General features: G+C 70.4%; 23 protein-coding genes. 18 read left to right on the top strand and 5 right to left on the bottom strand.

Translation table 11 applies throughout. The annotated features are described in order from the left end of the window. Nucleotides 1–11: 11 nt before the first annotated feature. Nucleotides 12–701 (top strand): CBS domain-containing protein, encoded by a 690-nt coding sequence (locus J3S20_RS07925; RefSeq protein ID WP_216835907.1) that lies wholly within the window; start codon nucleotides 12–14, stop codon nucleotides 699–701. Between the two features lie 184 nt (nucleotides 702–885). Continuing rightward, nucleotides 886–1,107: a YdcH family protein gene (locus tag J3S20_RS07920; RefSeq protein WP_216835906.1), complete on the top strand. Its 222-nt coding sequence runs from the start codon at nucleotides 886–888 to the stop codon at nucleotides 1,105–1,107. Here the strand turns inward: J3S20_RS07920 and J3S20_RS07915 are convergent. Further along, on the bottom strand, nucleotides 1,104–1,988 hold the full coding sequence (locus J3S20_RS07915; protein WP_216835905.1) for a DMT family transporter: 885 nt from the start codon (nucleotides 1,986–1,988) through the stop codon (nucleotides 1,104–1,106). The two genes, J3S20_RS07920 and J3S20_RS07915, sit on opposite strands and share 4 nt — an antisense overlap. A 70-nt stretch (nucleotides 1,989–2,058) precedes the next feature. After that, nucleotides 2,059–2,583 carry a cysteine dioxygenase family protein gene (locus J3S20_RS07910; protein ID WP_216835904.1) on the bottom strand — a complete coding sequence of 175 codons (525 nt, stop codon included), beginning with the start codon at nucleotides 2,581–2,583 and terminating at the stop codon, nucleotides 2,059–2,061. Nucleotides 2,584–2,763: 180 nt separating this feature from the next. Here J3S20_RS07910 and J3S20_RS07905 point away from each other — a divergent pair, with 180 nt between their 5' ends. Next, a complete protein-coding gene (locus J3S20_RS07905; protein WP_216835903.1) occupies nucleotides 2,764–3,717 on the top strand; it encodes a Bug family tripartite tricarboxylate transporter substrate binding protein in 954 nt (317 codons plus the stop codon). Then, on the top strand, nucleotides 3,714–4,433 hold the full coding sequence (locus tag J3S20_RS07900) for a carboxymuconolactone decarboxylase family protein (protein ID WP_216835902.1): 720 nt from the start codon (nucleotides 3,714–3,716) through the stop codon (nucleotides 4,431–4,433). The genes J3S20_RS07905 and J3S20_RS07900 overlap by 4 nt, the downstream gene beginning before the upstream one ends. Here J3S20_RS07900 and leuB read toward each other — a convergent pair. Continuing rightward, entirely contained in the window at nucleotides 4,430–5,539 is a 1,110-nt protein-coding gene (gene leuB / locus J3S20_RS07895) for a 3-isopropylmalate dehydrogenase (protein WP_216835901.1), read from the bottom strand. The two genes, J3S20_RS07900 and leuB, sit on opposite strands and share 4 nt — an antisense overlap. 200 nt (nucleotides 5,540–5,739) lie before the next feature. Between leuB and J3S20_RS07890 the strand changes: the two genes are divergently transcribed. From J3S20_RS07890 to J3S20_RS07875, 4 genes are all read left to right on the top strand, one after another. Further along, nucleotides 5,740–6,513, top strand: a complete 774-nt coding sequence (locus J3S20_RS07890) for a sulfotransferase family protein (protein ID WP_216835900.1) — start codon at nucleotides 5,740–5,742, stop codon at nucleotides 6,511–6,513. 96 nt (nucleotides 6,514–6,609) lie between these two features. Then, the gene (gene dctP, locus J3S20_RS07885; protein WP_216835899.1) at nucleotides 6,610–7,650 is read left to right on the top strand and encodes a TRAP transporter substrate-binding protein DctP; all 1,041 of its coding nucleotides are present in this window, start codon (nucleotides 6,610–6,612) and stop codon (nucleotides 7,648–7,650) included. A 55-nt stretch (nucleotides 7,651–7,705) separates the two neighbouring features. Further along, a complete protein-coding gene (locus tag J3S20_RS07880; protein ID WP_216835898.1) occupies nucleotides 7,706–8,218 on the top strand; it encodes a TRAP transporter small permease in 513 nt (170 codons plus the stop codon). Between the two features lie 2 nt (nucleotides 8,219–8,220). After that, nucleotides 8,221–9,516, top strand: coding sequence for a TRAP transporter large permease (locus tag J3S20_RS07875; RefSeq protein WP_216835897.1), 1,296 nt, complete (start codon nucleotides 8,221–8,223; stop codon nucleotides 9,514–9,516). A gap of 240 nt (nucleotides 9,517–9,756) precedes the next feature. Here J3S20_RS07875 and J3S20_RS07870 read toward each other — a convergent pair whose 3' ends face one another. Further along, entirely contained in the window at nucleotides 9,757–11,181 is a 1,425-nt protein-coding gene (locus tag J3S20_RS07870; RefSeq protein WP_216835896.1) for a M20 family metallopeptidase, read from the bottom strand. A 101-nt stretch (nucleotides 11,182–11,282) separates the two neighbouring features. Here J3S20_RS07870 and J3S20_RS07865 point away from each other — a divergent pair, with 101 nt between their 5' ends. From J3S20_RS07865 to J3S20_RS07830, 8 genes are all read left to right on the top strand, one after another. Next, complete coding sequence (locus J3S20_RS07865; protein WP_216835895.1) at nucleotides 11,283–11,630, top strand: HPF/RaiA family ribosome-associated protein; 348 nt, start codon at nucleotides 11,283–11,285, stop codon at nucleotides 11,628–11,630. A gap of 225 nt (nucleotides 11,631–11,855) precedes the next feature. Then, a complete protein-coding gene (locus J3S20_RS07860) occupies nucleotides 11,856–12,806 on the top strand; it encodes an SPFH domain-containing protein (RefSeq protein ID WP_216835894.1) in 951 nt (316 codons plus the stop codon). After that, entirely contained in the window at nucleotides 12,791–13,246 is a 456-nt protein-coding gene (locus J3S20_RS07855; RefSeq protein WP_343215181.1) for an NfeD family protein, read from the top strand. Before J3S20_RS07860 ends, J3S20_RS07855 begins: the two co-directional genes overlap by 16 nt. Next, on the top strand, nucleotides 13,246–13,935 hold the full coding sequence (locus J3S20_RS07850) for an MlaA family lipoprotein (RefSeq protein WP_216835893.1): 690 nt from the start codon (nucleotides 13,246–13,248) through the stop codon (nucleotides 13,933–13,935). Before J3S20_RS07855 ends, J3S20_RS07850 begins: the two co-directional genes overlap by 1 nt. A gap of 122 nt (nucleotides 13,936–14,057) precedes the next feature. Further along, nucleotides 14,058–15,047 (top strand): Bug family tripartite tricarboxylate transporter substrate binding protein, encoded by a 990-nt coding sequence (locus J3S20_RS07845; RefSeq protein WP_216835892.1) that lies wholly within the window; start codon nucleotides 14,058–14,060, stop codon nucleotides 15,045–15,047. 94 nt (nucleotides 15,048–15,141) lie between these two features. Then, nucleotides 15,142–15,606: a tripartite tricarboxylate transporter TctB family protein gene (locus tag J3S20_RS07840; protein ID WP_216835891.1), complete on the top strand. Its 465-nt coding sequence runs from the start codon at nucleotides 15,142–15,144 to the stop codon at nucleotides 15,604–15,606. Between the two features lie 10 nt (nucleotides 15,607–15,616). Beyond that, complete coding sequence (locus tag J3S20_RS07835) at nucleotides 15,617–17,110, top strand: tripartite tricarboxylate transporter permease (protein WP_216835890.1); 1,494 nt, start codon at nucleotides 15,617–15,619, stop codon at nucleotides 17,108–17,110. Then, nucleotides 17,107–17,550: a MaoC/PaaZ C-terminal domain-containing protein gene (locus tag J3S20_RS07830; RefSeq protein WP_216835889.1), complete on the top strand. Its 444-nt coding sequence runs from the start codon at nucleotides 17,107–17,109 to the stop codon at nucleotides 17,548–17,550. Before J3S20_RS07835 ends, J3S20_RS07830 begins: the two co-directional genes overlap by 4 nt. A 60-nt stretch (nucleotides 17,551–17,610) precedes the next feature. On the opposite strand, the gene fusA is transcribed toward J3S20_RS07830, so the two are convergent. Beyond that, on the bottom strand, nucleotides 17,611–19,692 hold the full coding sequence (gene fusA, locus J3S20_RS07825) for an elongation factor G (protein ID WP_216835888.1): 2,082 nt from the start codon (nucleotides 19,690–19,692) through the stop codon (nucleotides 17,611–17,613). A gap of 245 nt (nucleotides 19,693–19,937) precedes the next feature. Here fusA and J3S20_RS07820 point away from each other — a divergent pair, with 245 nt between their 5' ends. Together J3S20_RS07820 and J3S20_RS07815 are read left to right on the top strand one after the other, a co-directional pair. Further along, nucleotides 19,938–21,248, top strand: a complete 1,311-nt coding sequence (locus J3S20_RS07820) for a DUF1800 domain-containing protein (RefSeq protein ID WP_216835887.1) — start codon at nucleotides 19,938–19,940, stop codon at nucleotides 21,246–21,248. Next, nucleotides 21,245–22,456, top strand: a complete 1,212-nt coding sequence (locus tag J3S20_RS07815) for a DUF1501 domain-containing protein (protein ID WP_216835886.1) — start codon at nucleotides 21,245–21,247, stop codon at nucleotides 22,454–22,456. The genes J3S20_RS07820 and J3S20_RS07815 overlap by 4 nt, the downstream gene beginning before the upstream one ends. Nucleotides 22,457–22,486 lie beyond the last annotated feature (30 nt).

Here is a 22,486-nt window from a genome sequence, read left to right as displayed (position 1 = left end):
AGGAGAGAGACATGCGCGCGCGTGACCTGATGACGCCCGACCCGGTCACCTTCCAGCCCGGCACGCCGATCGCCGTGGCCGCCCGCGCCATGGCGGAACGGGGCTTCTCCGGCGCGCCGGTGGTGGATGCGAAGGGGCGCCTGCTCGGCATGCTGACGGAAGGGGACCTGCTGCGCCGCCTGGCCGCGCCGGCCGATGCGCCGCGGTCCTGGATCGCCGGCCTGTTCGAATCCGCCGCCGCCCAGGCAGACCGCTTCGCCCGCGCCCATGGCCAGACCGCCGGCGATGCCATGACCCGTGGCGCCGTGACGGCGGAGGAGGACACGCCGCTGGAGACCCTGGCCAAGGCGATGGAGGAACGGGCCATCCGCCGCATTCCCGTGCTGCGGGACGGCCGGCTGGTGGGCATCGTCTCCCGCGCCGACCTGATCCGCGCGCTGCTGCAACCCTCCGCGGAGCTGATGGCGGATGCGCCGGATGAGCGGATCCGCCGTGCGCTGGCCAAGGCGATGAAGCAGCAGCCCTGGATCGACGCCTATGCCATCTTCTTCGACGTGAAGAATGGCGTCGTCTCATTCCACGGCTATTGCCGGGACGAGGCCGTGCTACGCGGGCTGAAGGTGCTGGCGCAGACGGTGCCCGGCGTGCGCGGCGTGACGATGATGGTGGAGCGGAGCACGGCGGAAGCCCCGGCGGGCTGAGGCAAGCGTGACCCGCTTGCGGAGCCGCTGTCCCGGATTCGTCTTGAAATCGTCAGAAAGCGGGACCAGCATCCTGTCTAGAGGCCCGGGCCCCTCTGGCGGCGAACCCCCCGGTTCCCGCGATGTCGGGCCTCCCAACCGCCGCGCCCCCGCGCAGCGACGGAAAGTGGAGGCTGAGGGCGTCATGGATGGAGGCTACGGCGCGTCGGGCGGTCTGCTCAGGCTGCGTCTGGTGGAGCGGCTGACGGACCTGGACCGGCTGATTGCGGCCGAGCGGGCACGTTCCACCCCGGATGAGGCGCTGATCCGGCGGCTGAGCCGGGAAAAGTCCCTGGCCAAGGACCGCGTGGCGGCACTCGGCGGCTGCGGCATGCCGCGCTGGGCGCGAGAGGATGCCGCACCCTAAACCCGGCGGCCGGTGAAGAGCACGGCGATCAGCATGGCGCTGACCGCCAGCACTACCCCGGCCAGCTTGGCCAGGCCCAGCGGCTCCCCCAGGATCAGCACGGACATCAGCACCGCGGCCACCGGCACCATGGTGGTCAGGCAGGCGGTGCGCGTCGCGCCCATCAGCTCCCCCGCCCGGGCATAGAGCGTCGTGGCGATGGCGGAGGAGAGCACACCCTGCGCAAAGCCCTGCAGCAGGTTGGACTGCCAGGGCATGTCAGGCACCACGCCGCCGCCCAGCCAGAGCCAGGGCGGCAGCAGCACCAGGGCGGAGAGGATGCACATGGCCGCATTGCCGGCCAGCGCCGGAATGCGCCAGCGCCGCAGCAACACGGTGAAGGCGCCCCAGACCGTGCCGGCGCCGATCAGGATCAGGTCGCCGCGCCAGGCGCCCGGATGGCTGCCCGAAATGCCGTCCCAGCCGATCAGCAGGATGCCGCAGACGATGAAGCCGAGCGCGATGGCCCGCCCCCGCGTCGGCCTTTCGCCCAGCAGCGGCACGGCCAGCACGGCACCCATGACGGCGGCGGTGATGGGCGCCACCGTGCCGCCATGGCTGGCGGGCGCATAGACCAGCCCCCAGCCGAATAGCAGCGCATTGGCCGCGCCGCCGGTGGCGACCAGCCCCATCAGCTTCGGCAGCCCGATCGTGGCCAGCACCCGCCGCGCCCGCCAGGCGAAGGGCAGCAGCACCAGCGCGGCGGCGCCATAGCGCAGCATGGCGAGATCCAGCGGCGAATAGCCGGCGACGGTGCCGCTGCGGGTCACCACCGCCTGCCCGCCCCAGGTCAGCGCCGCGGCCAGGCCGAAGCACAGGCCGATCAGGACATTCCGGTTCACGCGCGGCTGGGGGAGGAGATCACACCCTTACCCTACCCGCACCCTCGCCCCCTTCCCAGGGGCGGGCCGGTCAGGCGGCGTGGACCTCGTTCACGTCCTGGCCGAAGCGGTCGAAGCCCACCCCGTAGCAATGGATGGAAATGGCGGTGCGGCAGGAGAGGTTGGCCAGGCGGTGGATCAGCGCGGGATCGGCCGGGCCGTGGCTGCCCTGGCCGGGGTGCAGCAGCTGCGTGCTGCGCGGCTGCGGCAGGTCGCCCTCGGCCTCGGCCGCGGCATAGTAGGTCTCGGTCAACGTGCCCTGGTGGACGGCGAAGGCGCACCAGGTCTTGTGGCCATGCACCGGGGACATCTGGCCCGGGCGCCAGACCAGCGCCACCACGGCATAGCCCGCTTCCTCGTCGCTCTGCAGCAGGTGGCGGATGTAGCGGTCGGGGCAACAGGGGCAGTCCATCCCCTCCAGCAGCGCCGGATCGGCGGCGAAAGCCTCGATGGCGGCCGCGACGGCCCGCGGGCGCTCCGCCAAAGGGTGCCGCGCGGCGGCGGCGATGCCGGCCAGCATGGTTTCGCGCGGGGAGCGGGTGCGGATGAAGGTCATGGCTAAGGCTGTTCCTCGACGAGCCCAGACTACACCGCGAATTTTTCTTCACGCAACGCCCAAAGAGACTGTCTTTCCAATTCTTCGGCGACAGACAGATCGATCATCCTGTGCCGACCACCCCCTTTGCGGCTCGGCGGGCCGGGCTATGCTGTGGGATACAAGTTCGGAGATCCCGCCATGCGCCGCCGCAGCCTTCTGGCCGCCACCCTGCTCGCCCCCGGCCTTGCCACCCCCGCCCTTGGCCAATCCGCCCGCCGGCCCCTGCGCCTGGTGGTGCCCTTCCCCGCCGGCGGCACGGCGGATCTGCTGGGCCGGCTGGCGGCGCGTGAGATCGAGCAGGCGCTGGGCGCGCCGGTGGTGGTGGACAACCGGGCCGGCGCCGGCGGCGCCATCGGATCGGATTCGGTGGCCCGCGGCCCGGCGGAGGGCGTGATCCTGCTGTCCAATATCGCCAGCCAGGCAATCGGGCCGGCGGTGAACCGTAGCGTGCCCTACAATCCGGTGACGGATTTCCGGCATATCGCGCTGGTCGCCGCCGTGCCTTCCGCCATTGCGGTGGCGGCCGATGGGCCGATCCGCAGCATGGCGGACCTCGTGGCGCGTGCGAAGGCGCAGGCGGGCGCGGTGCGCTTCGGCTCGACCGGCATCGGCACCTCCTCCCATGTGAAGCTGGAACTGCTGAAGCGGGCGGCCGGGGTCGATATCACCCATGTCCCCTATCGCGGCAGCGCCCCGGCCACGGCGGATGTCATCGGCGGCCAGGTGGAGGGGCTGATCGCGGCGGTGCCGGATATCGGCAACAACGACCGGCTGCGCCTGCTCGCCATCACACTGCCGGAGCGTGCCGCGCGCTGGCCGGATGTGCCGACGGTGGTGGAGGCCGGCTTCCCCGACCTGGTCGCCACCAACTGGTTCGGCCTTTCGGGCCCCGCCGGCATGCCCGCCGACCAGGCCGCCGAGATCAACCGCGCGGTCGTCGCCGGGCTGAACACGCCGGCGCTGGTCGAGCGCCTGGCGAGCCTCGGCGCCCCGCCCAACCGGATGACCCCGGCCGAGTACAGCGCGATGGTGGCGAGCGAGGTCACCCGCTGGGCCGAGATCGCCCGCAGCGCGAACATCCGCGTCGAATGAGCGGCGCGGAGACGACGGCGGAGCTGGAGGCGCGGCTCGCCGAGGTGCGCGCCAAGCGCGGCTACCTGCTGCCGCATCACGGGCTGATGGCGCTGGCCTTTCCCAAGCTGCTGGAAGGCTACGACGCCGCCTATACGGCCCTGGCTTTGGACGACCGGGTGCTGAGCCACCACGACCGGGAATTCGTCTGGATGGCGGTGCTGGCCGCGACCGACGAGGCGCTGGCGACGCATCACATCGCGAAGTTCCGCGCGGCCGGCGGCACGGACGAGACCATTGGTGCCGCCTTTGCGTCAGCCGCCTTCGCCATCGGCGCGGAGGCCTTCGACTTCGCGGCGCGCGACTGGGGGCGGCAGCTGGCGCCCTTCGATCCGCAGGCGAGCTACGTGGCAACCTTGCGGATCGTGGCGCCCGCCGCGCCGATCCGCCTGGTGCATCTGGCGGGCCTCGCCGTGCAGGTGTGCCGCGCCCGCTGGCGACCTTTCGCCTGGCACCTGGCCGCGGCCTATGCGGATGGGGTGGAGGAGGAGGCGATGGCGGAGGCGATCAGCCTGGCCATGTTCCCCGGCAGTGTGCCGCGCTTCGTCGAGGCCTGCGGCCATTGGCGGGCTCTCATCGCCGACGGCGCCCTGCCCGCCAGCCCGCGTTTTCGTGCCTGGGCGGCGCTGACCGGCCAGGGCGGGCATGACGAGGCGACGGGTGTGACGCCGGGCTAAAGGCGGGCCAGCACCGCCTCGCCCATCGCTTCCGTGCCCAGCGCCGCCTCGCCCGGCAAAGCGATGTCGGCGCAACGCGCGCCGGCATCGAGCGCCGCGGTCACCGCCGCCTCCACCTCCTGCGCCGCCTCCTCCGCCCCCGCCGACCAGCGCAGCAGCAGCGCGACGGACAGGATGGCGGCGAGCGGATTGGCCACGCCCTTCCCCGCGATATCCGGCGCCGAGCCATGCACCGGCTCGTACAGCGCCCGTCGCCTGCCATCTGGCCGCGGCGCCGAAAGGCTGCCGCTGGGCAGCAGGCCGAGGCTGCCGGCCAGGCCCGCGGCGGCATCCGACAGCACGTCACCGAACAGGTTGTCGGTCAGGATCACGTCGAAGCGCCTAGGCTCGCGGTTCAGCATGAGCGCGCAGGTATCGGCCAGCATGTGCTCCATCCGCACGTCGCGGAATTCGTCGTGGTGCAGCGCCGTCACCACCTGGCGCCACAGCGCCCCGGCCTCCATCACATTGGCCTTGTCCACGCTGGTCAGCAGGCCACGTCGGCCGCGCGCGAGTGCGAAGGCGAAGCGCGCGGCGCGGATGATCTGGTCCTCGTCGTAGATATGCGTGTTGATGCCGCGCCGCCTGCCATCCGCGTCACGCTCGATGCCGCGTGGCTCCCCGTAATAGACGCCGCCCGACAGCTCCCGCACGAAGACCAGGTCCACACCCGCCAGCGTCTGCGGCTTGAAGGGGGAGACTGCGTCCAACGCGCGCTCCGTCCGCACCGGCCGCAGATTGGCGAAAAGGCCGAGCCGCCGGCGCAGCGACAGCAGGCTGCCGCGGGCGCGTTCCTCGGCCGGCATGGCGGCGCGACCCAGGCTGTCCGCCGCGCCGAACAGCACGGCATCGGCGCGATCCACCGCAGCATGCGTCTCGGCCGGCATCAGGCTGCCGGTGGCGCGCCAGGTGGCATTGCCGAAGGGCTGCTCCTCGATGGTGAGCGGCAGGTCGTGCTTCGCCTGCATCCGGCGCAGCACCCGCAGCGCCTGCGCCGTGACCTCCGGCCCGATGCCGTCCCCGCCGAGGACCAGGACATGCAAAGGCAGGCGGACGGGCTTGGTCATGCGGCGAGACTCCCGGAACTTGGTTGGCCCGCATGGCGCCGCCGCGCGCCCTTCGCGTCAAGCCCGTGACACGCCTTTGCTGCTGTAGCTGCGGCTTTGCCTTGGCGCGGGGCGGCGTGGCAGTCTGCGCGCCGATGGAATCCGCCTCCCCCTCCCCGGCGCCTTCGCCCAAAGCCCGACCTGCCGTCTTGGTGCTGGGCATGCACCGCTCCGGCACCTCCGCCCTCACGCGCGTGCTGTCCCTGCACGGGCTTTCGCTGCCGGCGCGGGTGATGAAACCGGCGCGGGACAATCCGCGCGGCTTCTGGGAATCCGCCGAGGTGGCGGCGCTGGACGACCGCATCCTGGCCGCCGCCGGCAGCCGCTACGACGACCCGCGCCCGCTGCCGCCGGGCCTGCTGCCGCCGGACGCGTTGGAGCCCTTCGTGGCCGAGGCCGTGGAGCTGCTCGCCACCGAATTCCCCGGCCCCGAACCCTTCGTGCTGAAGGATCCGCGCATCTGCCGGCTGCTGCCGGTCTGGCTGCCGGCGCTCGCCCGCTTCGGCGCCACGCCGCTGGCGCTGCTGCCGGTGCGCAACCCGCTGGAGGTCGCCCGATCGCTGGAGGTGCGGGAGAAGATGCCGAAGCCCCGCGCCCTGGCCCTGTGGCTGTCGCATGTGCTGGCAGCCGAGGCCGGCAGCCGCGACCTGCCGCGGACCGTCCTGCACTACGACGACCTGCTGCGCGACTGGCGCGGCTGCCTCGCCCATCTCGGCATGCCGGTGCGACGGGAGACGGCGCTGGAGACGGTGGCCTTCCTGACCCCCGCGCTGCGCCACCACGAGGCCGGTACGGAAACCCTGCTGCGAGACCCGGACGTGCCGGCTGCGGTGAAGCGCGTCTATGCCGAATTGCGCCGCGCGCCCGCCGAGACGGGGCTGGACCCCGAGCCCTTCGACGCCGCCGCCGCCTGGCTGGCCAGGTCCGGCGCCTAGAAAACCACCCCCTTGCGGAACGGGCGCGGCCCCCCGCATTCTGCCGGCCACGAAAAGCCGCACGGCAAGCCGCGGCGGAGAATGGGAGGGGTACCGATGACCAGCCTGATCACCCGGCGCATCGCGCTGGCCGCCGCCGCCGGCGCGCTCGCCGCGCCGCTCGTGGCGCGTGCGCAGAGCCGCTACAAGCCCGAATACAAGCTCTCCGTCGTCGGCAACCGCACCATCCCCCTGGCGGACGGTGCCTTCCGCTGGGCGGAGCTGGTGACCGAACGCTCCGGCGGGCGGATCAACGTGAAGGTCTATCCCGGCAGCCAGCTGGTCGGCGGCGACCAGACGCGGGAGCTGGTGGCGATGCGCCAGGGGGTGATCGACTTCGCGGTCTTCTCCACCATCAACATCTCCCCGCAGATCCGGGAGATGAACCTGTTCTCCCTGCCCTTCCTGCTGCAGGACAGCCGCGGCTTCGATGCCATCATCAAGGGCCCGATCGGCGCCGAGCTGTTCCGCACGCTGGAATCCCGTGACGTGCAGCCGGTGGCCTGGGGCGAGAACGGCTTCCGGGAAATCTCCAACAGCAAGAAGGCGATCCGCACGCCGGAAGACCTGCGCGGCATGAAGATCCGCTTCGCCGCCGGTGCCATCTTCTCCGAGATCTTCACCGCCCTTGGCGCCAATCCGGTGCAGATGTCCTTCGCCGACCTGCAGCCGGCACTGTCCACCGGCGCGGTGGATGGGCAGGAGAATCCGGTGAACCTGTTCCTCGGCTTCCGCATGGACACGCTGGCGCAGCGTTACCTGACCATCTGGAACTACGTGGCCGATGCCGGGATCTTCCTGCTGACCAAGCCGGTGCTGGCCAGCTTCTCGGCCGAGGACCAGGCGCTGGTGCGGGACTGCGCGCAGCAGGCGGCGCAGGAGCAGATCGCCGCCAGCCGCAAGGGCCTCGGCGCCGATGGCGACCGCAGCTCGCTCGATGAACTGGCGCGGCGCAATGTCACCGTCACCATCCTCTCGGATGCTGAAAAGCAGGCCTTCGCCCGCGCCACGCGCCCGGTCTACGACAAATACGCGCAGACCGTGGGCGCCGACCTGGTGCGCCGCGCCGAAGCCGCCGTTTCCGGCGCGCGCGCCTGATGGACTGCCGGCGCGGCGGGGCTGACCCGCCGCGCCCGCCTGGCGGAAAGCCCCGATGACCGAGCACGCCGATATCCAGGCCCCCGGCCTGCAACTGGGGGAAGCGCCCCCGCGCATCCCGGTGACCATCGAAGGCGCGATCGGCGCGGCCATCATGGGCGTGCTGGCGCTGATCACCTTCGGCAATGTGGTGGTGCGCTACTTCACCAACGTCTCCTTCGCCTTCACCGAGGAATACTCAGTGGCGCTGATGGTGGTGATGGCCTTCGTCGGCGCCGCAGCCGCCTTCGGCAACGACCGCCACATCCGCATGACCTTCTTCACCGAACGCCTGCCGCTGCGCATCGCACGGCTGGTGGAACAGGCGGTGCTCGCCTCCTGCCTGCTGATCTTCGGCTTCATCGCCTGGTACGGCGCCTGGTACACCTGGGACGAATACCGCTTCGAGGTGCTCTCACCCGGCCTCGGCGTGCCGTCCTGGTACTACACGGTCTGGATGCCGCTGCTGTCTGCCGTGATCTGCCTGCGCATCCTGGGACGCATGATCCGCGTGGCAAAGGCCGGCTAGCCATGGCGCTCGAAGGCTCCCTCATCCTGCTCGGCGTGTTCTTCGCGCTGCTGTTCCTGGGCGTGCCGATCGGCGTCTCGCTCGGCCTGGCCGGCTTCCTGGTGATCGCCATCGAAGGCTTGGGCATCATGGCCCTGCCCACCAACATCTGGACCGGCATCGCCAAATACCCGCTGCTGGCGCTGCCGATGTTCGTCCTGGCCGGCATGGTTTTCGAACGCGCCGGCGTCGCCGCGCGCCTCGTCGTCTTCGCCCAGGCGCTGGTCGGGCCGCGGCGCGGCGCGCTCGCCATCGTCGCCGTGCTGGTCTGCCTGGTGCTCGGCGGCATCAGCGGATCGGGCGCCGCGGATTCCGCGGCGGTCGCGGCCGTCATGCTGCCGGCGATGATCAAGCAGGGCTATCCGCGCGCCTATTCCGCCAGCCTGATCGCGGCCGCCGGGTCCACCGCCGTGCTGATCCCGCCCTCCATCCCCTTCATCGTCTATGCCGTGCTGGTGCCGGGCGTGTCCGTCCCAGCGCTGTTCCTGGGCGGCGTCATCCCCGGCCTGCTGGCCGGCCTCGCTTTGCTGGTGCCGGCCATCCTGCTGGCGCGCATCCACGGCTTCGGCCTGCCACCGCCCGAGGAAAAACGACCGCCGCTCTGGGCTTCCTTCAAGGACGCGATCTGGGGCCTCCTCGCGCCCATCGTCATCCTGGGCGGCCTGCGCTCCGGCGCCTTCACCCCCACCGAAGCCGCCGTCGTCGCTGTCTTCTACGGGCTGTTCGTCGGGCTGGTCATCTACCGCGTGCTGCGCTGGGCCGATATCTACGCCACGCTGCGCGACAGCGCGGAAATCAGCGCCGTGGTGCTGATGATCATCGCACTCGCCAGCATCTTCGCCCATGCCGGCAGCACCGTCGGCGCCTTCGACGCCCTGGCCCAGACCCTGGTCGGCATCACCGCCAACGAAACCATCATGCTGCTGATGATCACCGCCCTGGTGCTGGTGGCCGGCATGCTGATCGACGCCATCTCCATCTTCCTGGTCTTCCTGCCGATCCTGCTGCCGATCGCCAGAAGCTTCGACTGGGACCTGACCTGGTTCGGCATCCTGCTGACCATGAACGTCGCCATCGGCGCCTTCACACCCCCCATGGCCGTGAACCTGATGGTGACCTGCAAAGTCGCCAACACCTCCATGGAATCCACCATCCCCTGGGTGCTGTGGTTCGTCCTGGCCATGCTGACCGCCCTGCTGCTGGTGGCCTTCATCCCCGACCTGGCCCTGTTCCTGCCACGCGCATTCGGGGATCTGTAGGGCCGCGCGAGTGGCTTTGCAGGGGGACGCTGTCCCCCTGCACCCCCTGCCAGGGGCCCGGCCCCTGGACCGCGAGGACCTTGAGCGGAAATGGAGAGGGGGCCAGAGGTACCGCTGAACAAGCGGTCACCCCGGCCCCCTCTCCATTTCCGCTCATGTTCATGGGTTCAAAGGGCCAAAGCCCTTTGCGGGGAGGTGCAGGAGGGGCAGCGCCCCTCCTGCAACCACCTGCGTGGACCTTCAGACCGAGACGCTCATGTCCAGCGCCGGCTTGGCGTCGGCGGGCAGCGGGCTTTCGTAGGGTTTGCCGCCGGTGCGCTTGGCGTGGTCGGCCTTGGCCTCGGCGATGAGCTTCGGGTTCTGCAGCGCGTCGATGGCGGTGCCGGCCATGACCTTGGCGACGTGGATCATGCCCTTGTGGGCGGCGGGCAGCTTGCCCTGGCCGGTGAGCTGCCAGGAGTGGAAGGGTGTGCCGATGGCGCAGGTGGCGCCGCGGGCCTGCACGGTGGGCACTTTCCAGGAGACGTCGCCGACGTCGGTGGAGCCGATCATCGGCACGCCCTTGGCGTTCTCCGGGACCACCTGTTCGCAGAGCACCTCGCCGGGGCGCGGTTCCACGCCGACGCGGCGCCAGGCGGAAAGGATGTCCTCCTCCGACAGCGTGGCCTGGAATTCGGCCGCCTTGGCGCGGTCGGCATCGTCCCATTCCGGCGCGCCGAGGCGGTCCAGATTGGCCTGCATCGCCTTGTCCAGCGGGGTGTTGCCCATGAGGTTGGAGACGGCGGAGACGACGCGGGTGGAGACGGTGCATTCCGTCATCAGCGCGGCGCCATCGGCGATCTTGCGCACGCGGGTGACGAGGGCGTTGAGCTCGGTCACGTTGCGGGCTCGGATCAGGTAGCGGACCTTGGCGGTGGACTGCACCACGTTCGGCGCGATGCCGCCGGCGTCGAGATAGGCGTAGTGGATGCGGGCATCGCTCGGCATGTGCTCCCGCATGTAGTTCACGCCGACATTCATGAGTTCGACGGCATCGAGGGCGGAGCGGCCGAGATGCGGCGCGGCGGCGGCGTGGCTGGCGCGGCCGATGAAGGAGAAATCGATGCGGGTATTGGCGAGCGAGATCATGTCGTCGACGCCGGCGAAGCTGGCCGGGTGCCAGGTGATGGCGATGTCGACATCGTCGAAGGCGCCGTCGCGCACCATGAAGCCCTTGGCGGCGCCGCCTTCCTCGGCCGGGCAGCCGTAGTAGCGCACGCGGCCGGGCAGGCCGTTGGCCTTCAGCCAGTCCTTCACCGCGGCGGCGGCCATCAGGCTGGCGGAGCCGAGCAGGTTATGGCCGCAGCCATGGCCGCGGCTCTCGCCCGGGACCGGGCGCGGTTCGGTCACGCCGGCTTCCTGGGACAGGCCCGGAAGGGCGTCGTATTCGCCGAGGATAGCGATGACGGGCCCGCCCTCGCCGGCCTCGCCCATCACCGCGGTGGGGATGCCGGCGACATTGGTGGTGACGCGAAAGCCCTCGGCCTCCAGCATCGCCTTGTGTTCGGCGCAGCTGCGGTGTTCGTCGTAGCAGAGCTCCGGCATGCCCCAGATCTTGTCCGAGAGCTCGACATAGGGCTCGCGCCGCTGGTCGACGAGCTGCCAGATCTGTTCCGAATTCTGCATGATGGGCTCCTTGGCCGAGGCTGAAGGCGAAAGCGGGAGTATCGCCGGAAACGCCCTGATCGGCCAGCGCGTTGCCTTCCTTCACGGTAAGGGAGGTCGGCATGCAGATCCAGGTGAACACCCCCGATGGCGCGGGCGGCGCCGATCTGATCGCGCGGGTGGAGCAGGCGGTGGCCGAGGCGGTGGGGCGGTTCGAGGCGCATCTGACGCGGGTCGAGGTTCATCTCGGCGATGTGAACGCCCTGAAGGGCGGCGCGCAGGACAAGCGCTGCATGGTGGAGGCGCGGCCGACGGGCAAGGCACCGATCGCGGTTTCCCACCAGGCGGAGACGGTGCCGAAGGCGATGAATGGCGCGCTGGGCAAGCTCAGCCGGGCGCTGGATACGGCGCTGGCGCCCCGCACCGACCACAAGGGCAATGCCTCGCTGCGGGATAATGAATTTCGGTAAGGATCCGGCCGCGCCTTAAGCCTCTGGCAAGAATCGGCGATCCAGGGCAGAATGAGGGAGCTGCGGCAGGCGAAGGCTCTGGCCCGCCTGCGCCAGGACGGCGCGGCGGCGGTACTCCAGGATGGGGGTCCGATCCCGCGCCAGGATGGCGCCCGCAGCCCGCGCCAGCATGGCGCCCCCCACTCCACCCGAAGCCGGCATGCCGGTGAGACCAAAGGCGCCCCTATGGAGTCCCTGCCGACCATCGTGCTTGTCGTGCTGCTGCTGCTGGCCGTCGTCACCGTCGCCCAGGGCATCCGCACGGTGCCGCAGGGCCAGGTCTGGACGGTGGAGCGCTTCGGCGCCTTCACCCGGCTGCTCTCCCCCGGGTTGAACCTCATCATCCCCTTCGTCGACCGCATCGGCCACAAGCTGAATGTGCAGGAGGTGGTGCTCGACATCCCGGAGCAGTCCGTCATCACCAAGGACAATGCGACGGTGGCGGTGGATGGCATCGTCTATTACCGCATCATGGACCCGGCCAAGGCCGCCTATGCGGTGCAGGACCTGACCCAGGCGCTGGTCGCCATGGCCATGACCAATATCCGCGCCGTGATCGGCGAGATGGACCTGGACCAGACGCTCTCCTCCCGCGACCGCATCAATACCTCGCTGCTCAATATCCTGGATGGTGCGACCGATCCCTGGGGGGCCAAGGTAAGCCGCGTCGAGATCCGCAAGATCGAGCCGCCGGACACGCTGATCCGCGCCATGAACCTGCAGATGACGGCGGAGCGCGAGCGGCGCGCCAGCGTGGCCAAGGCGGAGGGCGAGAAGCAGGCCCTGGTGCTGCAGGCCGAGGGCCGCCGCGATGCCGCGCTGCGCGATGCCGAGGCGCGGGAGGCGCTGGCCCAGGCGGAGGCCAATGCCACGAAGATGGTGGCCGAGGCCGCCGCCGGGGCGGGCGCCGATGCGCTGCGCTACTTCATCGCGGACAAGTATGTGAAGGCCTTCGAGGCGATGGCCGCCAACCCCTCCTCCCGCCTCGTCATCGTGCCGATGGAGAGTGCCGCGCTGGCCGGCGGCATCACCCAGGCCATGGAATTGCTCCGCGGCACGCAAGGCGGCCCCGACCGGCCGCCTACCGTGCCGGGCGGCGGAGCGTTGCCGGGGGATCGTCCGTGGAACCGGGCCTGATCTGGATCCTGCTCGGCCTGGTCGCGCTGGGGGCGGAGTTGGTGCTGCCCGGCGTCTATCTTCTCTGGGCCGGCATGGCCGCGATCGGCACCGGGCTGGTGCTGCTGCTCGGCACCGGGCTTGGCTTCGCGCCGACCGTGCTGGTCTTCCTGGTGCTGCTGGCGGCGGGTGTGGCGGCCTCCCTGGCGCTGCGCCGCGGCCGCCGCGGGCCGGACCGCCGGGTGAATGCGCCGGAGGCGGGGCTGGCCGGGCGCCGCGCGTTGCTGCTGCTCGGGCCGGATGGCGCGCCGCGGGTCAGGCTCGGCGACAGCGAATGGCCCGCCCGGCTGCCGCCCGGCATGGCGCTGCCGCCGATCGGCGCGCCGGTGCGGGTGGAAGCGGTGGAGGGCGTTGTGCTGGTGGTGCGGCCGATCCACGACGACATCGGGCAGCCCGCCTGATGCGGCGGCTTCTCCTCGCGGCCCTGCTGCTGGCGCCCGGGCTCGCCCAGGCGGCCCCCGATCCGCTGGAGGGGGTGAACCGTCGCATCCATGGCTTCAACCGGGTGGTGCAGTCCTGGCTGCTGGACCCGGTGGTCACCGCCTATGTCACCCACGCGCCGCCACCGCTGCGCCAGGGCATCGCGAATGCCTTCGCCAATCTGCGGGAGCCGATCACGGCGATCTCCGGCCTGGCGGCGGGGGATTTCGAGCTCGCCTGGCATGCGACGGCCCGCTTCGGCATCAATTCCAGCCTGGGGCTGGGCGGGGTCCGGGACAGCGCGGCGGAATGGGGTTTCGCGCGGCGCGTCGCTCTGCCGGCGGATGCGGTCTGCGCCTGGGGCATTCCCAGCGGGCCCTACCTCGTACTGCCGATCCTCGGCCCCTCCACCCTGCGCGATGCCGGGGCGATGCTGGCCAGCAGCGCCGGCCTGGCCCAGGCGCTGGGCCCGCACCTCTTCCTGCCCTGGCGCGGCAGCGACCTGATGGTGGAATACAGCCAGCTCTCCGGCGAGCTAAGCCGGGTCGAGGCGCAGGCGCTGGATCCCTATGCCGTCTATCGCAGCGCCTATCTGCAGCGCCGCGCCGCCCGCTGTGCCGTGGATCGCCTGGCCCAGGAAGCGGAGGATCAGCTGGCGGAGGCGGACTGACCCCGGCGCAACGAAACCGCCTCGCCGCGCCTCTCCTGGCTTGAAGCCGCCGCGCAACCCGGCCTAGCCTTGCCCCTAAGTGCCCGGGAGCAACCTGGGCGCAGAGGAGGAGAGACGATCCGATGACCCTGCTGTCCCGCCGTTCCCTGCTGGCCGCCAGCGGCGCCGCGCTGACCGCACCGCTCGCCATGCCGGCCCTCGGCCAGGGCAATTGGCCGAACCGCCCGATCCAGCTGATCGTGCCCTGGGGCGCCGGCGGCGGCACCGATGCCACGGCGCGCATCGTGGGCAGCCTGCTGGAGCGGGACCTCGGCCAGCCGGTGAACGTCGTGAACCGCACCGGCGGGTCCGGCGTGGTCGGGCATTCGGCCATCTCGACGGCGGCGCCGGATGGCTACACCATCGGCATGATCACGGTGGAAATCACCATGATGCATTGGCAGGGGCTGACCCAGCTCAACCCCGAATCCTACACCCCGCTGGCGCTGATGAATTCGGACCCGCCGGGCGTGCAGGTGGCCAGCAATTCGCCCTATGCCGATATCAAGGCGCTGGCGGATGCCATCAAGGCGCGGCCGGCCGGCACCTTCAAGGCCAGCGGCACCGGCCAGGGCGGCATCTGGCACCTGGCGCTGGTGGGCTGGCTGCAGGCGATGGGGCTGAAGGGCGACCATGTGCGCTGGGTGCCCTCGAACGGCGCGGCGCCGGCGATGCAGGAACTGGCGGCCGGCGGCGTCGACATCGTCACCTGCTCGGTGCCGGAGGCGCGGGCGATGATCGATGCCGGCCGGGCCAAGTCGCTGGCCATCATGGCGCCGGCGCGGAACCCGATGTTCGCCCAGGTGCCCACCTTGAACGAAACGCTGGGCATCAACTACTCGGTCGGCGCCTGGCGCGGCATCGCGGCGCCGAAGGGTCTGCCGGCGCCGATCGCGCAACGCTACGGCACCGCGTTGAAGGCGGCCTATGAGAATCCGCAGTTCAAGGAATTCATGACCAGCCGCGGCTTCGGCACGGTCTGGCAGGATGCGGCCGGCTTCGCCAGCTTCATGGCGGAAGGCGACCGGGCGATGGGCGAGGCGATGCGCGGCGCAGGCCTGGCGCGCGGCTGATCCCTCGGGGGCGGCAGAAGCCGCCTCCTTGGGCTGATCCCCTAGGGGCGGCTTTTGCCGCCCCTTCTGCTCCGCGGCGTCCGGAAGGCCTGCCATGCGTATGAATGATGCCCTGCTGGGCGCGCTGCTGCTCGGCTTCGCCGGCTGGGTCTGGTGGCTGACCACCTTCTTCCCCTCCTTCCCCGGCCAGGACTACGGACCGAACCTGTTTCCGCGCATCCTGGCCGCCGGCATCGGCTTCTGCGCGCTGGTGCTGCTGCTGCGCGGCTTGCGCCAGCGCGCCCCGCTGCTGGTGGTGGAGGGTTGGATGGCGCAGCCGCGCCGCGTGGTCTCCTTCCTGCTGATCCCGCTGGCCTCCCTCGCCTATATCCTGGTCTCGGACCCGTTGGGCTTCATCCCCACCGCCTTCCTGCTGCTGCTGGGCCTGTTCCTGTGGTTCCAGGCGCGGCCGGTGGTGGCGCTGCCGGTGGCGGCGGGGATGACGCTGCTGGTGCACTGGTTCTTCGCCGGGCTGATGCGCGTGCCGCTGCCGCGCGGCGTCCTCGACAGCGTCTTGTGAGGACCAAGCCATGGATCCGCTGATCGAGGCCTTCGGCCTGGTCTTCGACCCCTTCGTGTTGGCCGTCATCGGCCTGTCCGCCATCTTCGGCATGTTCGTCGGCGCCATGCCGGGGCTGACCGCCACCATGGCCACCGCGCTGCTGGTGCCGGTCACCTTCTTCATGCCGCCGGTGCCGGCGCTGGGCGCCATCGTCACCGCCACCACCATGGCGATCTTCGCCGGCGACATCCCCGGCGCCATGCTGCGCATGCCGGGCACGCCGGCTTCCGCGGCTTACGCCGATGAATCCTACGCCATGACGCAGAAGGGGCAGCTGAACCTCTGCATGGGCGTGAACCTGGTCTTCTCCGTGGGTGGCGGGCTGATCGGCGTGGCCGTGCTGATCGCCTTCGCGCCGCTGCTGGCCGAAGTCGCCATCAACTTCTCCTCCTATGAGTATTTCTGGCTGGCCTGCCTCGGCCTGACCTGCGCCGTCTTCATGTCCAATGCCGACCCGGTGAAGGGTTTTCTGTCCCTGTTCTTCGGGCTGCTGCTGGCCACCGTGGGCATCGATCCGGCGGCGGGCTTTCCGCGCTTCACCTTCGACGACGTGAACCTGATGGGCGGCGTGAACTTCATCGCCACCATGATCGGCATGTTCGCGGTGAGCGAGTTGATGCGCGGCGCGGTGACCTTCGACCTGGCGACCAAGGCTGTGCCGCAGGCGGTGGGCAGCCTGTTCCGCGGGCTGGGCGAGGTGACGCGACGCTACTGGCTGAACTTCCTGCGCGGCAGCGCCATCGGCACCGCCATCGGCGCCCTGCCCGGCGCCGGCGCCGATATCGCGGCCTGGATCAGCTATGCGGTGGCCAAGCGCTTCTCCAAGCAGCCAGAGAAGTTCGGCACCGGGGAGGTGGAGGGCATCGTCGATGCGACCTCGGCCAACAACTCGGCCCTTGGCAGCGCCTGGATCCCAGCCCTGGTCTTCGGCATTCCGGGCGACAGCATCACCGCCATCGTCATCGGCGTGCTGTACATGAAGGGCATGAATCCGGGCCCCACCGTGTTCCAGGAAAACCCGCAGCTGATCTACGCGGTCTTCCTGATCTTCATCCTGGCCAATCTCATCATGTTCCCGCTGGGCTGGGCCGCCATCAAGTCGGCCCGGCAGATCCTGCGCGTTCCGCGCAACCTGCTGTTGCCCGTCATCCTGCTGTTCTGCCTGGTGGGCAGCTTCGCCATGACCAACAGCCTCTATGGCGTGGTGCTGATGCTGGCCATGGGCGTCCTGGGCTGGGTGATGGAGGAGCACGGCATTCCCATCGCACCGCTGATCCTGGGCCTGGTGCTGGGGGAGATGCTGGAGCAGACCTTCGTGCAGTCCATGATCAAGGCGGACGGCGCCTTCCTGGAATTCTTCAGCCGCCCGATCGCCGGCAGCCTGGGCGTCTTCACCCTGCTGATCTGGCTGGTGATGCTGGCCCGCGGCTTCCGGCGGGCACCGGCCGCGGCCCCGGCATGACGCCGCTGCGCTCGGCCGATGATCTGGCGCCGGGCCAGTCCTTCGACCTCGGCGGCTTCGTCCTGCCGCGGGCGGAGGTGCTGGATTTCGCGGCGCGATGGGATCCGCAGCCCTTCCACCTGGATGAGGAGGCGGCGCGCCATTCCGTCTTTGGCCGGCTGGTGGCCAGCGGGCTGCACACCTATTCCGCGGCCGTCGGCCACCTGATCCGCAGCGGGCTGCTGGCCGAGATCAACCTGGCCGGCGGCGGCGTGGAATTGTCCTGGCCGGCGCCGCTGGAACCGGACGAGTCCGTGACCATGCGGCTGGAGGTGGCGGAGATGCGCGTGAGCCGCAGCAAGCCGGAGATGGCGGTGGCGAAGCTGCGCTACCTGGTCGCCACCACCGCGGAAGGCCGGGTGGTGCTGGATGCGCTGGGCACGCATTTCTTGAAGCGCTGAAACGCAAAACGGCGCGGGGGTTGCCCCCCGCGCCGCTGCCGTCGCCCGTCCCGGATGGGATCAAGCGGACTTCTTCATGATTTCCTCGGCGACGTTGCGCGGCACCGGGTCGTAGTGGTGGAACTGCATCGAGAAGCTGGCGCGGCCCTTGGTCATGCCGCGCAGGTTCGAGATGTAGCCGAACATTTCCTTCAGCGGCACATGCGCCCGGACGATGACCGAGGTGCCGGCCATGTCCTGCGACTGGATCACGCCGCGGCGGCGGTTCAGGTCGCCAACGACGTCGCCGACATGGTCGGACGGCGTGGTGACTTCCACGTCCATGATCGGCTCCAGGATCACCGGGCCGGCCTTCTTCATGCCTTCGCGGAAGCAGGCCTTGGCGGCGATTTCGAAGGCGAGCGCGGAGGAGTCGACGTCGTGGTACTTGCCGTCGACCAGGGTGAACTTGAAGTCCACCGTCGGGAAGCCGGCCAGCACGCCGGTATCGGCCTGCACCTTGATGCCCTTTTCCACCGCCGGGATGTATTCCTTCGGCACGGAGCCGCCGGTGGTGCCGTTGACGAACTCGATGCCCTCGGTCCGCTCCTTCGGCTCGAAGACGATCTTCACCTCGGCGAACTGGCCCGAACCACCCGACTGCTTCTTGTGGGTATAGGTCTCGGTGTGGCTCTTGGTGATCGTCTCCCGGTACGCCACCTGCGGCGCGCCGATATGAGCGTCCACGCCGTATTCGCGCATCAGCCGGTCGACGATGATCTCGAGATGCAGCTCGCCCATGCCGGAGAGGATGGTCTGGCCCGTCTCCTGGTCCGTGCGCAGGCGCAGGCTGGGGTCCTCGCCCGCCAGCTTCTGCAGGCCGAGCGTCATCTTCTCGACGCCCTCCTTGGTCTTCGGCTCGACAGAGATGTCGATGACCGGCACCGGGAAGGCCATGCGCTCCAGAACCACCGGATCGGCGCCATCGGCCAGGGTGTCACCCGTGCCGGTGTCCTTCAGCCCGACGAAGGCAGCGATGTCGCCGGCGAAGACTTCCTTGATTTCCTCGCGCTTGTCGGCGTGCATCTGGAACATGCGGCCGATGCGCTCGCGCTGGCCCTTGGTGGTGTTCATCACCATGTCGCCCTGGCGCAGCGTGCCGCGATAGACGCGCACGAAGGTCAGGTTGCCGTACTTGTCGTTGATGATCTTGAAGGCGAGGCCGGCGAAGGGCGCGTCCGGATCGGCCGGGATCACCTGGCGGTCGGCCGTCTCGTCCTGGCCTTCCTCCGGCGCCACCTTGATGCCGGGGATGTCGATCGGGCTCGGCAGGTAGTCCAGCACCGCATCCAGCAGCGGCTGCACGCCCTTGTTCTTGAAGGCGGTGCCGCAGAGCACCGGGCGGAACTCGCCGCTGATCGTGCCCTTCTTGATGCACTTCTTCAGGGTCTCGACGGAGACGTCGCCCTTGTCGAAATATTCCTCCATCGCCGTCTCGTCGATGCCGACGGCGGTGTCGACCAGCTTCTGGCGGTACTCGGCCGCCTTCTCCTTCAGCTCGTCCGGAATCTCCTGGTACTCGTACTGCGCGCCCAGCTCGTCACCCTTCCAGATGATGGCCTTCATCTCGACCAGGTCGACGACGCCGATGAAGGTGTCCTCGATGCCGATCGGCAGCTGCAGGGTGACCCAGTTGATGCCCAGCTTCTCGGTCAGCGTCTCCGCGGCGCGATAGAAATCGGCGCCCGTGCGGTCCAGCTTGTTGATGAAGATGATGCGCGGCACGTTGTAGCGGTCGGCCAGGCGCCAGTTCGTCTCGGACTGCGGCTGCACGCCGGCCACGCCCTCGATGATGAAGATGGCGCCGTCGAGCACGCGCAGCGACCGGTTGACCTCGATGTTGAAGTCGATGTGGCCGGGGGTGTCGATGACGTTGATGCGGTGATCCTTCCAGATCGCCGTCACGGCGGCGGAGGTGATGGTGATCCCCCGCTCGCGCTCCTGCGCCATGTAGTCCGTCGTGGTGTTGCCGTCATGCACCTCACCGATCCGGTGGGACTTGCCGGTGTAGTACAGGATCCGCTCGGTCGTGGTGGTCTTACCGGCATCGATATGCGCGGTGATGCCGATGTTGCGGATCAGGGCCAGTTCAGTGCGCGCCACGATGGGTCTCCATAGGCGAAAGCGGGTCCGACCGCGGGCTTTCGCCCGTTGCCGCCCGCGCAATGATGTCGAGTATCGTCTTCTCGCGGCGGGACATGCCCTCTCCCACCGGGTTTTGCAAGCGTTCGCGCGCGAATCCGGGGCGGCAGCCGGCCGGATTTGAGGGCCCGGAGCCGAGGCAAGGGTCACGCTATGTCACGAAAGCCTGCAGGGACAGCCGTGCCGTGCGTGCTAAATTGCAGCGCATGAAATCCCCGGCCCATATCGCCGCGATCCGCTTCGGATTGGGTCTCCGCCTGGGGGAGGCGCCGCCGGCGCAGCCCGAGGCCTGGCTCCTGCAGCAGATCGACCGGCCCGCCCCCCCGCCCGAAGGCGCCAGCCTGGCCCAGGCGCTGGAGGTCCGCGGCAAGGACCTCGCCGCCCGCCGCGCCCGCAACCCGGAAGGCGATCCGATGCAGACCCGCGCTGCCGTGGCCGAATTGCTGCGGACCGAGACGCTGGCCTGGGCCAGCCGCCGGCTGACCGCCGACCAGCCCTTCCGGGAAAGGCTGGTCGATTTCTGGATGAACCATTTCACCGTCAGCCGCCGGTCCGGCAGCACCGCGCTGCTGATCGGCAGCCTGGAGCGGGATGCCATCCGGCCGCATGTCACCGGCCGCTTCGCCGATATGGCTGTCGCGGTGGCCCGGCACCCGGCCATGCTGATCTACCTGGACAATGCCGGCTCCCTGGGCCCCAACAGCCCCGGCGGCCAACGCGCCCGCCGCGGCCTGAACGAGAACCTGGCGCGGGAGATGCTGGAGCTGCACACCCTGTCGCCGGCCGGCGGCTACACCCAGGGCGATGTGCAGGAACTGGCCAAGATCCTCACCGGCTGGTCTTTTGAGGGTGGGCGCGAGCCCTACGGCTTCGTCTTCCGCGGACGCAACCATGAACCCGGTGAGAAGCGCCTGCTCGGCCGCCGATTCGGCGCCGGCGAGGCGGCCGGGGAGGAGGCGATCCGCTTCCTGGCCGAGCATCCGGCCACCTGGCGCCACCTGGCGGTGAAGCTGGCGCGGCATTTCGTGGCGGACCAGCCGCCGGCCCAGGCAGTCAGCGCGCTGGAGCGCAGCCTGCGCGAGAGCAAGGGCGACCTCGGCGCCGCCGCCCGCACCCTGGTTGCCCTGCCCCAGGCCTGGGACCCGCCACTCGGCAAGTTCCGCACGCCGATGGACTATGTCATCGCCGCCGGCCGCGCGCTGGGGCTGCGGGAGGGTCAGGCGCGGCTGGTTCTGGCCGGCCTGGGCAGCCTCTCCCAGCCGCTCTGGACGGCGCAGCAGCCGATCGGCTGGCCCGATGTGGCGGCGGATTGGGCGACGCCGGAGGCGCTGATGCGCCGCGTCGACTGGGCCTTCACCCTGGCCGGGCGGATGGAGCGGGTGGATCCCGGCGCGGCGGCCGAGGCCGCCCTCGGCCCGCTCGCCCGCGCCGAAACCGCCACCGAGATGCGCCGCGCCGGATCGGTGCGCGATGCGCTGACCCTGCTGCTCGGCAGCCCGGAGTTCATGCACCGATGAGCGAATCCCCCGCCTGCGGCGCCGCGCCCCACGCCTCCTTCCGTATCGGCCGCCGCGGCCTGTTGCTGGGCCTCGGCGCCACCTTCGTGGCCGGCCAGGCGCGGCTGGCCTTCGGCCAGGCGCCGGGCGACCGCCGCCTGGTCGTCATCCTGCTGCGCGGCGCGCTGGACGGGCTGTATGTGGTGCAGCCCTATGGCGACCCGGCGCTGAAGGGGCTGCGCGAACGCCTCGCCCTGCCGGAGCCCGGGCAGGAAGAAGGGCTGCTGGACCTCGGCGGAACCTTCGGCCTGCATCCGGCGCTCGGCAACCTGCATGGCATGTTCACGGCGGACCAGGCCACCATGCTGCATGCGGTGGCCGGCCCCTATCGAAGCCGCAGCCATTTTGAGGCGCAGGACCTGCTGGAATCGGGCAGCGGCCAGCGCATGGCCAGCGGCTGGCTGAACCGCGCACTGCAGGCCCTGCCACCGGGCGAACAGGCCCGCACCGGCTTGGCGGTGGGCACCGGCGTGCCGCTGCTGCTGCGCGGCCCGGTGCCGGTCGGCGCCTATGCCCCGCCGGGGCTGGACCGGCCGGCGCCGGAGTTGATGTACCGCCTGGCGGCCCTGCAGCAGGCCGACCCGCTGATCGGCCCGGCCTTCGCCGAGGGCATGCGCGCGCGCGGCTTCGTCGCCCAGGCGCTGGGCACGCCGGAGCGGGAGCGGGTGACCTTCGCGACGCTGGCCGGCACCGCCGGTCGCCTGCTGGCCGAGCCGGGCGGGCCGCGCGTGGCGGCGCTGGAGCTCGGCGGCTGGGACACGCATGTGCAGCAGATGGGCCGCATCATGGGTCCGCTGCGGGCGCTGGATGAAGGCCTCGGACAGCTGAAGGAGGGACTGGGCGCCGAATGGGCCAGGACCGCCGTGCTGGTGGTGACCGAATTCGGCCGCACCGCGCGGGTGAACGGCAACCAGGGCACCGACCACGGCACCGGCGGCGTCGCCTTCCTGGCCGGCGGCGCGGTGACCGGCGGGCGGGTGGTGGCCGATTGGCCGGGCCTGGCCGAGGACAAGCTGTTCGAGAACCGCGACCTGCAGCCCACCCGGGACCTGCGCAGCATCGCCAAGGGCCTGCTGCGCGACCATCTGCGCCTGCCCGACGCCGCGGTGGCGCGGGCCTTCCCCGGCAGCGACGAGGCGCCGGCCATGCGAGGACTGGTGCGGGCATAGGGCGCGCAACCCCCGGCGCGGGACCTGCGT

This window comes from Falsiroseomonas tokyonensis (assembly GCF_019024325.1).
Lineage (GTDB): Bacteria > Pseudomonadota > Alphaproteobacteria > Acetobacterales > Acetobacteraceae > Falsiroseomonas > Falsiroseomonas tokyonensis.
This window is presented reverse-complemented; position numbering and strand designations above follow the sequence as displayed.

Bases quoted from the DNA above. Each gene is read 5' to 3' on its own strand.
- J3S20_RS07830 (WP_216835889.1), top strand. From the start codon at position 17,107: ATGACGCCGCTGCGCTCGGCCGATGATCTGGCGCCGGGCCAGTCCTTC.
- J3S20_RS07865 (WP_216835895.1), top strand. From the start codon at position 11,283: ATGCAGATCCAGGTGAACACCCCCGATGGCGCGGGCGGCGCCGATCTG.
- J3S20_RS07890 (WP_216835900.1), top strand. From the start codon at position 5,740: ATGCACCGCTCCGGCACCTCCGCCCTCACGCGCGTGCTGTCCCTGCAC.
- J3S20_RS07835 (WP_216835890.1), top strand. From the start codon at position 15,617: ATGGATCCGCTGATCGAGGCCTTCGGCCTGGTCTTCGACCCCTTCGTG.
- J3S20_RS07905 (WP_216835903.1), top strand. From the start codon at position 2,764: ATGCGCCGCCGCAGCCTTCTGGCCGCCACCCTGCTCGCCCCCGGCCTT.
- leuB (WP_216835901.1), bottom strand. From the start codon at position 5,539: ATGACCAAGCCCGTCCGCCTGCCTTTGCATGTCCTGGTCCTCGGCGGG.
- J3S20_RS07840 (WP_216835891.1), top strand. From the start codon at position 15,142: ATGCGTATGAATGATGCCCTGCTGGGCGCGCTGCTGCTCGGCTTCGCC.
- J3S20_RS07875 (WP_216835897.1), top strand. From the start codon at position 8,221: ATGGCGCTCGAAGGCTCCCTCATCCTGCTCGGCGTGTTCTTCGCGCTG.
- J3S20_RS07925 (WP_216835907.1), top strand. From the start codon at position 12: ATGCGCGCGCGTGACCTGATGACGCCCGACCCGGTCACCTTCCAGCCC.
- J3S20_RS07820 (WP_216835887.1), top strand. From the start codon at position 19,938: ATGAAATCCCCGGCCCATATCGCCGCGATCCGCTTCGGATTGGGTCTC.
- J3S20_RS07850 (WP_216835893.1), top strand. From the start codon at position 13,246: ATGCGGCGGCTTCTCCTCGCGGCCCTGCTGCTGGCGCCCGGGCTCGCC.
- J3S20_RS07815 (WP_216835886.1), top strand. From the start codon at position 21,245: ATGAGCGAATCCCCCGCCTGCGGCGCCGCGCCCCACGCCTCCTTCCGT.
- J3S20_RS07870 (WP_216835896.1), bottom strand. From the start codon at position 11,181: ATGCAGAATTCGGAACAGATCTGGCAGCTCGTCGACCAGCGGCGCGAG.
- J3S20_RS07900 (WP_216835902.1), top strand. From the start codon at position 3,714: ATGAGCGGCGCGGAGACGACGGCGGAGCTGGAGGCGCGGCTCGCCGAG.
- J3S20_RS07880 (WP_216835898.1), top strand. From the start codon at position 7,706: ATGACCGAGCACGCCGATATCCAGGCCCCCGGCCTGCAACTGGGGGAA.
- J3S20_RS07860 (WP_216835894.1), top strand. From the start codon at position 11,856: ATGGAGTCCCTGCCGACCATCGTGCTTGTCGTGCTGCTGCTGCTGGCC.
- dctP (WP_216835899.1), top strand. From the start codon at position 6,610: ATGACCAGCCTGATCACCCGGCGCATCGCGCTGGCCGCCGCCGCCGGC.
- J3S20_RS07910 (WP_216835904.1), bottom strand. From the start codon at position 2,583: ATGACCTTCATCCGCACCCGCTCCCCGCGCGAAACCATGCTGGCCGGC.
- J3S20_RS07920 (WP_216835906.1), top strand. From the start codon at position 886: ATGGATGGAGGCTACGGCGCGTCGGGCGGTCTGCTCAGGCTGCGTCTG.
- J3S20_RS07845 (WP_216835892.1), top strand. From the start codon at position 14,058: ATGACCCTGCTGTCCCGCCGTTCCCTGCTGGCCGCCAGCGGCGCCGCG.